Origin of the sequence: Pseudomonas sp. CCI4.2, assembly GCF_034350045.1 — a bacterium.
Classification (GTDB): domain Bacteria; phylum Pseudomonadota; class Gammaproteobacteria; order Pseudomonadales; family Pseudomonadaceae; genus Aquipseudomonas.
In genome coordinates, this window is sequence record NZ_CP133781.1 from 3,259,077 (window position 1) to 3,270,000 (window position 10,924).

The following is a 10,924-nucleotide window of genomic DNA, read 5'->3' on the forward strand; positions in this document are numbered from 1 at the left end:
GTGTCTGACGTTGAATACTCATTTCCCCACTTGAAAGCTCTTTTAACTGGGCGTTGATTGAGTGGGTGGGCTTCCGGTTTTTTCGCTCACCAGGCGAGCGCGGCGCTGATTGAATTTAAGAATCAACCGGGTAGCCAAACTGCCGGTGTGCGGATCACCGAAATGAAAGATTGCGGTCGCGCGTTTCAGGTTCGGACTGACAGGGCGGTTGGCATGCAACGACCGATAGCCCCAGAAAAAATAGATATTGCCCGGTTCAAGTTGCAACGTTTCAGCTTTGAACCAACCGCGATCCAGCGCCATACAAATTAACTTTCGACTGAAACGATTTTGCAGTAAGGCTTTTTCAATCACGTTAAACAGCACCAACGAACGCACCCGGCGCACGTTTGGAAACACAATCAAATCTCCGCGCTCTTCGCCGTGCTCGGGAATAAAAATCGGGACCAGTGCGGTCACCAGACTGGCGTCGAAATGGAAGCTGTTTGATTCGCGTCGCCCTTGGTTTCCTTGTACGCAGCGCAGCACCGGGAAAATTTGGTCACTGGGTGCTTGCTTGCCTGCGGCCTGCCGGTACAAGCGGGCCAGAAGTGCTTTGAACCCTGGGTCGGCCCAGATGTTGACCAGGAGACTGTCGGCCAATGCCTGCTCGCCGTGGTAGGCAAAATATTCGCCAGGGTGCTGACTGGCGTGAAGCTCTGTGTAGGCGCGCAATTGCGCGAGCTCGGCTTCGCCCACGACGCCGTTCAGGGTGGCAAACCCGTTGTTATCGATCTCATTGGCCAGCTGTTTTACGTGCTGTTCATCAATGGCAAAAGATAAAGGCATCGCATAGGACTCTTGTGGAAAGTGATGAATCAAGGTGTTGTCAGGTACAGGGGCAATTATTGCGATTGAGTCATTGGCAAAGTGGAAAGTGCAGTGATGCAATCGCAACCGTCTCACCACGCTACCGCCCGAATCAGTTGATCCAGTCGTTCATGGTTTGCGAAGTACAGCTGTTTGGAGTTCTTACGCGCTCGTTCAAACACTCGGCAACGCATCAATGAACAGGCAAAGCTACCGCTTGACCGAGCATGCTCAGTTGAATTTTTATGATTCAAACAATCAACGGGACCCCACAGGCGCTGGAAAATCGCACCTTCCCGCTAGTTAAAGTCTTGTGGGCAGAACTACAAGTGGTGTTGACCAGACGTGACGTGCGCACTGCTCTTTGGCACTGCTGCATTAGCAATGAATCGTCTGACAGGCATATATATCGATGGCGCGGTGCGTCCTGTCAAATTATTTCGTCAAATAACTGTTAAATTTTTGATAAACGGTTTGTTAGCATTTGTAACTCATTGATTTTGTTGACCGTCAAAAAAACATCGTGTGCACCGTCACGGTGCGGCGACGGTTTTTAGACGCCTTAAACAAACAGCATGGAGGGAAAAGTTCAGTAGTAAGTTTGATGTTTTGGCGGGAGGTGCGCGTACGAGTGTAGTTGGTTTTTATTAAAGAAGTTAATGTGCGAATGGGTGTAACAAGTGGTCCGCACTATTTAATTGAGTGTGTTTATCACGAAAAGCACGTTATGAATTTTCGACGTGGTTTTACTCCACGGGACTGGGCGGGAGTAGACATGGGTTCGCGAAAGGCAGTCTATGCGTTTTAGTAATATACAAATGCTAATTAATAATTTTTAGATCTATGCAGGCTCAGGCATTATCGACGCTTCGGCTTCACGCAAACGCCTTTGCTTTCTGAGGTGTGCGCCTCAGAGAAAATAGTCTATGAAAAATCTTCCGCTGTATTTCGACTACGCCGCTACCACGCCTGTGGACGAGCAGGTCATTGAGGTCATGGTCCGGTGCTTGGGGGCTTCCGGGAATTTCGGAAACCCGGCATCCAGTTCTCATGCGTACGGCCAATCGGCGCGGCAATCGGTGGAGCAGGCTCGGCAACACGTGGCTGACCTTGTTGGCGCACAGGCCAGCCAGATCATTTGGACCTCTGGCGCTACTGAATCGAACAATTTGGCGCTTAAGGGCTTCGCTCAAGGTACAGCGCGGCACGGCGGCCACATTATTACCAGTCAAATTGAACACAAGGCTATTCTCGATACCGCGCGACAATTGCAGGCTGCCGGGTATGAGGTGACTTACCTGACGCCGGATGCGAGCGGTGTCATCTCCCCAGCCGCCGTGGCTGCTGCACTGAGACCTGACACTTTTCTGGTGTCTCTAATGTTGGTCAATAATGAACTTGGCAGCGTTAACGACGTTGCTGGGATCGGCGCCCTGGTTCGTCAGCAGGGCGCGCTGTTTCATGTCGATGCGGCTCAAGGCGCAGGTAAGGTCAGGATTAATCTGGGAGAGTTGGCGGTGGACCTGATGTCGTTCTCTGCCCATAAAGTCTATGGCCCCAAAGGTATTGGTGCCCTTTATGTAGGTCCTCGCGCAGAAGGCCAATTACACGCACAAATTCACGGCGGCGGGCATGAGAATGGCTTGCGCTCGGGCACACTGGCGACCCATCAAATCGCAGGCATGGGCGCGGCTTTCAAGTTGGCAGAGCAGGTGTTCGATCAAGAAATTTCCCGGATCGCCGCGCTGCAGCAACGCTTGCGTCAGGTCCTGATCGACATTCCGGGTTTGCGCATTAATGGCAGTCAGCTCCAACGTGTGCCTCACACCCTGAGCTTAACGTTCGGCCAAGGCGACCTTGATCTAGGCGGGTTGAGTCAATCCTTGGCCTTTTCTTCAACGTCGGCCTGCAATTCAGCAAGCAACACGCCCTCGCATGTGTTGCTTGCGATAGGTCTTGATGACTCGTCGGCGCGTCAGACCATTCGGTTGAGCATTGGGCGCTTTACCACTGATCAGGATGTTGACCGTGCTGCGCAGCTGATAAAAGCTTCGTTGAGCCAGCCTGCGTTCTGGGCAGTTGCTCAGGCGTGAGTGCTGCTCCATTATCTGGACCGGGACACGCCACTAACCGGTCTAGCGGGAGAAGCAATGAGTACGCAGTTAACAACCAATGGAGTGGTCACAGAACGTTTGGCGCAGGTTCGCGCGTTGATGAGTCGGGAGCGTATTGACGCTTATCTGGTGCCGTCCGCAGACCCGCATCTTTCTGAATACCTGCCGGGCTATTGGCAGGGGCGGCAATGGCTTTCAGGTTTTCACGGTTCGGTGGGTACCTTGATCGTGACCCCGGATTTCGCCGGTTTGTGGGTCGACAGTCGTTACTGGGAACAGGCCGGTAAAGAGCTGGCAGGCAGCGGCATTGAGTTGATGAAATTGCTGCCGGGCCAGCCGACAGCGTTGGATTGGTTGGCGGAAAACGCCAACGATCAAAGCACTGTTGCAGTGGACGGCGCGGTATTAGCCGTGGCGTCGTCCCGTACGTTGGCCGCCAAGTTGTACGAGCGCGGCGCCAGCTTACGCACGGACTTCGATTTGCTCAGTGAAGTGTGGCTCGATCGGCCCGGCTTACCGACCAATGCTATTTATCAACACCTGCCGCCTCAGGCCAGCGTAAGCCGAGCTGAAAAGCTGACGAAAGTCCGTCAGGTGCTGCAAGAGCGCGGTGCAGATTGGCATTTTATTGCAACGCTGGATGACATCGCTTGGCTGTTCAATCTGCGGGGTGCAGATGTTTCCTACAATCCAGTGTTCGTTTCCTTCGCGTTGATCGGCCCGCAGCGCATCAACCTGTTTGTTGATTCCGCCAAAATGGATGCTGATCTTCGCCAGACGCTGGAAGGCGAGGGCGTTACATTGGTCGAGTACACCAAGGTCGCTTCGGCCCTGCGTGAGGTTCCGCTTGAGGCTCGATTGTTGATCGATCCGGCGCGTGTCACCTGCGGCCTGCTTGATCACCTCAGCGCCGAGGTCACACTGATCGAAGGGCTCAACCCAACCACTTTGTTCAAGTCGCAAAAGAGCCACACCGACGCCCAACATATTCGCCAGGCGATGGAACAGGACGGCGCCGCGCTTTGTGAGTTTTTTGCTTGGCTGGAGTCGGCGCTTGGTCATGAACCTGTCAGCGAATTATCGGTCGACCTTCATCTGGGTCAGGCGCGAGCGCGTCGTCCCGGCTACGTTTCGGCGAGCTTTGCCACTATTGCCGGGTTCAACGGCAACGGCGCAATGCCGCATTACCGCGCCACCGAGCAAGAGCATGCGCAAATAGAAGGTGATGGCTTGTTGTTGATCGACTCAGGCGGCCAGTACCTGGGCGGCACGACTGACATAACGCGCATGGTGCCCATTGGCACCCCGAGCGCCGAGCAGAAGCGAGATTGCACCCGTGTTCTTAAAGGAGTAATCGCGTTGTCGCGGGCTCATTTCCCCCGGGGGATTGCATCACCGTTGCTGGACGCCATCGCACGAGCGCCGATCTGGGCAGAGGGTGTCGATTACGGCCACGGCACTGGCCATGGCGTTGGGTATTTCCTCAACGTTCATGAAGGTCCGCAGGTGATTGCGTACCAGGTACCGGCCGCTCCGCACACGGCGATGCAGCCAGGAATGATCACGTCGATCGAGCCAGGTACTTATCGTCCAGGACGTTGGGGCGTGCGGATCGAGAACCTGGTGTTAAACCGCGAAGCGGGGAAAACCGAGTTTGGCGAATTTCTCAAGTTTGAGACCTTGACCCTGTGCCCGATTGACACTCGTTGCCTGGAAGTATCGTTATTGGCTCAGGAGGAGCGCGATTGGCTCAACGACTACCACGCTCAGGTGAATGAGCGTCTGAGCCCTTTATTACAAGGGCCGGGACTTGAGTGGCTACGCGTACGTACTGTCGCGATTTGATGGTCGTCATGACGTCGCAGGTTTGAACCTGCGGCGTCAGGCCAAGACTTGCGCCATGTAATCCACTAACGCTCTTACACGGGCTGATTGCCGACGGTTTGCCGGCGACAGGGCGTAGATCGGCAACGGATCAGGGAGGTAGTCCTGCAAAATTGCCACCGCTCGGCCCGCGAGCAAGTCGTCTTGAAACAGCCAAGTCGGCGACAGCGAAATCCCCAATCCGGCCAAGACCATTTCCCTGATGGCTTCCGAGCTGTTGCTTTGCGCGTTTCCTTTAACTCGAACCGAATGCGTTTGTTGACCTTTTTCGTAGCGCCATTGATTTTGCGTTGCGAGCAGGTTGAACAGCAGGCAATTGTGTTGACTTAACACCTCAGGCGTTTCGGGCGTGCCATTGCGAGCAAGGTAATCGGGGGCCGCGACGGTGATCCGGTGTGTGGTGCCCACTTGCCGGGCGATCAGGCCACTGTCGCTGAGGTCGCCCATTCGAAACGTGACGTCCAATCCTTCGGCCACCAAGTCCTGGTTTTGATCGCTGAGTTGCAAATCTATCTGCACGTCAGGATAACGCCGCAGAAAGTCACCTAGGCGTGACGCAATCTGTGTGCGCCCAAAACTCACAGACGACCCGACTCTTAGCGCACCAGCCACCGTCTCACGTCCGGTTTGAAAGCTGTGCTCAGCGGCATCCACTGCGGCCAGGATCCCACAGCACTGATCGTAATAACGCTTGCCTTCATCGGTCAGAGACAACCGGCGTGTACTGCGTGCGATCAATTTGCCGCCCAGGCCGATTTCTAGCGCCCGGATGAATTTGCTAATAGTGGGTTGGGTGGTCTGCAGCTCTTTGGCGACCGCCGTAAAACTTCCGCGCTCAACCACACGAACGAAGACCGACATTGCATTGAGCTTGTCCATTTTTTTGGTTCATGCTGTTTTGGAATGTTTACTATAGCGTTGTAGCGTCTTATCGGCATGAATCGACGGCGGCAGAATTTCCCTACCGCTGCCAGGGCCTCCGGTGGGCACGTTGTCAGTTGCCTCGGTTGGGGCACGCATAGCTTGGCGCCATTGTCGCTTCGGGCTGCAACCTACTCAGGCGTGTTCACCTTGTTACCTTTGTTGACAGGCAAAGGGCGCCGCCATCATGGCGATATCCTGCGAGAGGCGACGCGGTTAATCGAGGCCGGTCAAATAAAACCTCTGCTGGATGATCGGCGTTTCACGCTGGACACCGCACAGGACGCCTATGACCTTATTGAAGGCGGCACTGCGCGGGGTCGCCTGGTGATCGACGTTTAGGTCAGCTCAAGGCTTCGCGAACGAAATCCAACCGGTCTTGACCAAAGAACAAGTCATCACCGACACACATGCTGGGCGCACCGAATACGCCGCGCTGCAGTGCCAGGTCTGTCGTGACTTTGAGCCGTTCCTTGACCTCAGGATCGTTGACCCAGCCAAAGACCAAGTCTGGATCAAAGCCGTTTTCTTTTAAAACACTGGCAACCACCGCCGTGTCATTGAGGTTAAGCCCGTCAATCCACAGTGCAGTGAATAGGCAGTCAATGAACGCCAGAAAACGTTCAGGCTGGTGCAACTGCATGCCGGCCGCTGCGCGCATCAGGTTGAGCGTGTTGATTGGAAAATGCGGATTGAAGCGTAGCGGCACGTCGTAGCGCTTGGCGAATCGGTCCATGTCTTTAAGCATGTACTGAGCCTTGGCGGGAACGGTAAGGGGCGAAGCGTTACTGGTTGCCTTGAACACGCCGCCCAGCAGCATGGGCCGATAAATTAGATCGCTGCCGGTCTCTGCACAGATTTTTTTAAGTTGGGTGTAGGCCAGGTAACTGGTGGGACTGCCCACATCGAAGAAGAAATCTACCGTTTTGTTCATTGTCGATATCCCTGTTTGTTGTTGTTGTTGTTGTTGTTGTTGTTGTTGTTGGTGTGGGCGCGTTACCAGTGTTCACTCCAGGGCCGCAAATCCAGTTCAAAGGTCCAGGCGTCGCGTGGCTGGCTGTGTAAGAACCAATAGTTATCGGCGATGTGCTCTGGGTTCAGGATGCCATCCTCGTCTTTAAGTGCGTAGCGATCTGGGAAATTAGTGCGTATGAAATCGGTGTCGATGGCGCCGTCCACTACCACATGGGCCACATGCACATTGAGCGGTCCCAATTCACGCGCCATGCTTTGCGCCAAGGCACGAATGCCGTGTTTCGCCCCGGCAAATGCAGCGAATCCCGCCGCACCTCGCAAGCCTGCTGTAGCTCCGGTGAAGAGAATGGTTCCCCGCTGGCGCTTCACCATGCGTTTGGCGACTTCGCGTCCATTCAAAAAACCCGAGAAACAAGCCATTTCCCAGATCTTGAAATACTTGCGCGCCGTTTCTTCAAGGATGCTGCAAGGCACGTTGGCGCCAATGTTAAAGACAAATGCCTCAATTGGACCGATCTCAGTTTCGATCTGTTCGACCAACGCGATGACGTCTTCTTCTTTGCGAGCGTCCGACGCAAAACCATAGGCTTGGCCGCCTTCGGCATTAATGGCGTCTACCAATGGCTGGAGTTTGTCCGCGCTGCGCCGCGTCACGCAGGTGATGTAGCCTTCGCGCGCAAATCGTTTGGCGATTGCACCCCCCGTTGCGTCACCTGCGCCGACTACCAATATGACTTTCTTCTTGTTCGAATCATCTGTCATGGTTGTTCCTCTTGGATAAACGATCGTTTACCTAACGAACGTTATGCTACGCTTTTGCCTGCGTCAAGGCGGTCACCTATCGGAGGTCATGTGCGTTATTCAGTCGTTCATAAAGAACAAACCCGGCAAAAGCTGCTGCAAAGCAGCGGCGAGCTGGCGAAAGAGCAAGGCTTCGCGGCAGTTGGTATTGATGGTTTTATGAGTGCGATAGGTTTGAGCGGTGGGGCGTTCTATGGTCATTTTTCGTCAAAAGACGAATTGTTCAGCGCCATTGTTGAAAGAGAGCTGGGTAATAGCTTGCGATTGTTGAATCCCGACGGTGAGCTGGACCGGCCGAAACTGGAACGCTGTCTGAAGCAATACCTGAACATGGCTCACGTCTTGAACCCCCAAAAGGGCTGTGTCCTTCCGGTGTTGGGGGCGGAAATCGCCAGAGCGGATGTGGCTGTGCGTGAAAAAGCCGAGTACTGGCTTTCCCGGCTACAGCAGGCGTGGGCGCTTACGATGGGTTGTGAGCGCCTCGCATGGGCGGTATTGGCGCAATGTATTGGGGCGTTGGTAGTGGCTCGAATGTTATCGAGCCCAGCTCTTCAACAAGAAGTTCTCGACGCCAGCTACGATTTGCTCGTGGGGCAAATTGAAGCTCAAGAAGCTGGCGAGTGACCGCTATTTGCAAAATACAATCATGCTACGGCTGGTAAAGCCTGCTGGATTGAGACCGAACGGATAATCTCCCGGATCTTCCATCGCGTCACCGGATTTGGCGATGACCCTGTAACCATTGACACCGCATGTGGTGGCCGCCATCTCATAGCACTTGTCCCAGGAGGAGGTCAGGCCAGAGCAGTTGATATGTATTCCACGCTTGCTGTGTCTGATGTGTTTACTTGTCGCTGCACAACTGACGAGCGCCAGCGCCGCCAGAATTATCAAAATGTATTTCATTACTGTCCTTACTCTGGCGAACTGATTAATGCCAGTGCCCAGCTGAATTCGCCTGTCAACATGATGCGGCTGTGACGTCCTGGTCAAGTGAGATTCCCCGTGGGGTCTGCGCCGCAGGCTCAACATGGCTCAACCGGATTACAAATGCTAGTAACATCTTCTTGCAGCCAACCAACTAGCCTCAGTCTGCCGGCACGAGTATTGGCGATTTAGAGCGCATCGTCAGTGTCGCGCCTACAGAAGCGAAGATGATCGAGCCAACTGCCAGCCATTGGGTCAGTGTCAGGTTCTCATGCAAGAAAATCAGGCCGGACAGCGCGCCAAAGGCCGGCTCGATGCTCGCCAACGTACCGAACGTACGAGCAGGCAAGCGGGTCAGCGCCATCATTTCTAGGCTGTAAGGCAGTGCCGTGGACAAGATTGCTACGCCGAGTGCGGTAGGAATCAGTGCCGGATTAAGTAAGGCAGAGCCTGCGTGAACGATTCCGATGGGGGCAATGAATATCGCCGCTATCAAAACGCCTAACGCCGCTGTCTGAATCCCGTTGTCCGCCCCCGCTTTCTGGCCGAACACTATATACAGAGCCCAGCAAACCCCAGCGCCTAGCGCATAACCCATCCCAATGAGGTCGATATTCCGACTGCCTGCGCCCATTGGTACCAGTAGGAGCAAGCCGAGGGTGGCCAAGGCGATCCACACAAAGTCGATGGCTTTGCGTGATGAGAACAGCGCGACGGTTAGCGGTCCGGTGAATTCCAAGGCGACGGCGATACCCAGAGGTACGGTGCGCAGTGACATATAGAAGAGGAAATTCATACCGCCCAAGGCGATTCCATAAACGACAACGGTTCGTAGCGATTTGGCCGTAAGCTGCGCGCGCCACGGCCGCAGTATTAATAACAGCATCACACTGGCGAACGTTAGCCTCAACGTGGTGGTGCCTTGTGCGCCCACCAAGGGGAAGAGGGTCTTGGCCAGTGAAGCGCCGGTTTGAATCGAAGCCATGGCGATTAGGAGCATGCTCACCGGGAATACTATCGAGGCGAGGTTGCGGGGTTGCTCATTCATTGCGGTTGATCGTCCACGGTCATCTTGAGAAGGGTGCCTGAGGCAGGCCATATGATGCGGAATTCACCCGACTTGAGCAATATATTGCTCAAATGAGTTTTGCCATCCTATATAGAAGATGATTTACAGTTCATTTGTGCAAAGTTTGGATTAACCCTTGACGTAACTTTTCCTGGGCCTATGATTCGCACCTCTTCCGGAGCAGATGAAACGGAAACTCCTTGGTAATCAATGAGTTAGCCAGATTTGTCAGCGAGGAAGAGCCTTCGGTCGCGGTGATCGGAAGCGGTGAAAAAAGGCAGTTGACAGCGAGTTGAAACGCTGTAGAATTCGCCTCCCGCTGACGAGAGACGCGAAGTTGATCGAAGCGCAAGTGGTTGAAGTTGCAAAGGAAACTTTGAAACGTGTTTGAAATAACCGCTTGACAGTAACGGGCGCTGCTGTAGGATGCGCGCCTCGGTTGAGACGAAAGAATCAACCCACCGCTCTTTAACAATTGAATCAAGCAATTCGTGTGGGTGCTTGTGCCGTAAGACTGAAGTCAACTGATTATCAGCAGTCACCAGTTACTCCGCGAGAAATCAAAGAATAACCAACGATTGCTGAGCTAAATTTAGGGTTTTTTAAAAACCCAAAGATGTTTGAACTGAAGAGTTTGATCATGGCTCAGATTGAACGCTGGCGGCAGGCCTAACACATGCAAGTCGAGCGGCAGCACGGGTACTTGTACCTGGTGGCGAGCGGCGGACGGGTGAGTAATACCTAGGAATCTGCCTGGTAGTGGGGGATAACGTTCGGAAACGGACGCTAATACCGCATACGTCCTACGGGAGAAAGCAGGGGACCTTCGGGCCTTGCGCTATCAGATGAGCCTAGGTCGGATTAGCTAGTTGGTGAGGTAATGGCTCACCAAGGCGACGATCCGTAACTGGTCTGAGAGGATGATCAGTCACACTGGAACTGAGACACGGTCCAGACTCCTACGGGAGGCAGCAGTGGGGAATATTGGACAATGGGCGAAAGCCTGATCCAGCCATGCCGCGTGTGTGAAGAAGGTCTTCGGATTGTAAAGCACTTTAAGTTGGGAGGAAGGGCAGTTACTTAATACGTGATTGTCTTGACGTTACCGACAGAATAAGCACCGGCTAACTCTGTGCCAGCAGCCGCGGTAATACAGAGGGTGCAAGCGTTAATCGGAATTACTGGGCGTAAAGCGCGCGTAGGTGGTTCGTTAAGTTGGATGTGAAATCCCCGGGCTCAACCTGGGAACTGCATTCAAAACTGACGGGCTAGAGTATGGTAGAGGGTGGTGGAATTTCCTGTGTAGCGGTGAAATGCGTAGATATAGGAAGGAACACCAGTGGCGAAGGCGACCACCTGGACTGATACTGACACTGAGGTGCGA

At 54.0% G+C, this 10,924-nt stretch carries 9 protein-coding genes, 1 rRNA gene and 1 pseudogene (1 of these 11 running past the window's edge); 5 read left to right on the forward strand and 6 right to left on the reverse strand.

The window, feature by feature from the left end; genetic code table 11:
- Window positions 1-42: 42 nt before the first annotated feature.
- Window positions 43-828: a hypothetical protein gene (locus RHM65_RS14740; RefSeq protein ID WP_322165231.1), complete on the reverse strand. Its 786-nt coding sequence runs from the start codon at window positions 826-828 to the stop codon at window positions 43-45.
- Window positions 829-1,775: 947 nt separating this feature from the next.
- On the opposite strand from RHM65_RS14740, the gene RHM65_RS14745 reads away from it, so the two are divergent.
- Entirely contained in the window at window positions 1,776-2,942 is a 1,167-nt protein-coding gene (locus RHM65_RS14745; RefSeq protein WP_322165230.1) for a cysteine desulfurase family protein, read from the forward strand.
- A 57-nt stretch (window positions 2,943-2,999) separates the two neighbouring features.
- Window positions 3,000-4,808: an aminopeptidase P family protein gene (locus RHM65_RS14750; protein ID WP_322165229.1), complete on the forward strand. Its 1,809-nt coding sequence runs from the start codon at window positions 3,000-3,002 to the stop codon at window positions 4,806-4,808.
- Window positions 4,809-4,844: 36 nt separating this feature from the next.
- On the opposite strand, the gene RHM65_RS14755 is transcribed toward RHM65_RS14750, so the two are convergent.
- Complete coding sequence (locus RHM65_RS14755; RefSeq protein WP_322165228.1) at window positions 4,845-5,726, reverse strand: LysR family transcriptional regulator; 882 nt, start codon at window positions 5,724-5,726, stop codon at window positions 4,845-4,847.
- An 87-nt stretch (window positions 5,727-5,813) separates the two neighbouring features.
- Between RHM65_RS14755 and RHM65_RS14760 the strand changes: the two are divergent.
- Window positions 5,814-6,110 (forward strand): annotated as a pseudogene (locus RHM65_RS14760) (zinc-binding dehydrogenase); the annotation flags it as partial.
- A 1-nt stretch (window position 6,111) separates the two neighbouring features.
- On the opposite strand, the gene RHM65_RS14765 reads toward RHM65_RS14760, so the two are convergent.
- Together RHM65_RS14765 and RHM65_RS14770 are read right to left on the reverse strand one after the other, a co-directional pair.
- Window positions 6,112-6,702 carry a 2-hydroxychromene-2-carboxylate isomerase gene (locus RHM65_RS14765; protein WP_322165227.1) on the reverse strand — a complete coding sequence of 197 codons (591 nt, stop codon included), beginning with the start codon at window positions 6,700-6,702 and terminating at the stop codon, window positions 6,112-6,114.
- A gap of 62 nt (window positions 6,703-6,764) precedes the next feature.
- Entirely contained in the window at window positions 6,765-7,505 is a 741-nt protein-coding gene (locus RHM65_RS14770; protein WP_322165226.1) for an SDR family oxidoreductase, read from the reverse strand.
- Between the two features lie 90 nt (window positions 7,506-7,595).
- On the opposite strand from RHM65_RS14770, the gene RHM65_RS14775 reads away from it, so the two are divergent.
- On the forward strand, window positions 7,596-8,168 hold the full coding sequence (locus tag RHM65_RS14775; protein WP_322165225.1) for a TetR/AcrR family transcriptional regulator: 573 nt from the start codon (window positions 7,596-7,598) through the stop codon (window positions 8,166-8,168).
- A gap of 3 nt (window positions 8,169-8,171) precedes the next feature.
- Here RHM65_RS14775 and RHM65_RS14780 read toward each other — a convergent pair whose 3' ends face one another.
- Window positions 8,172-8,450 (reverse strand): hypothetical protein, encoded by a 279-nt coding sequence (locus tag RHM65_RS14780; RefSeq protein WP_322165224.1) that lies wholly within the window; start codon window positions 8,448-8,450, stop codon window positions 8,172-8,174.
- A gap of 181 nt (window positions 8,451-8,631) precedes the next feature.
- A complete protein-coding gene (gene rhtA, locus RHM65_RS14785) occupies window positions 8,632-9,519 on the reverse strand; it encodes a threonine/homoserine exporter RhtA (protein ID WP_322165223.1) in 888 nt (295 codons plus the stop codon).
- 643 nt (window positions 9,520-10,162) lie between these two features.
- Here rhtA and RHM65_RS14790 point away from each other — a divergent pair.
- Window positions 10,163-10,924 (forward strand): 16S ribosomal RNA (locus tag RHM65_RS14790); it runs 777 nt beyond the window's last position.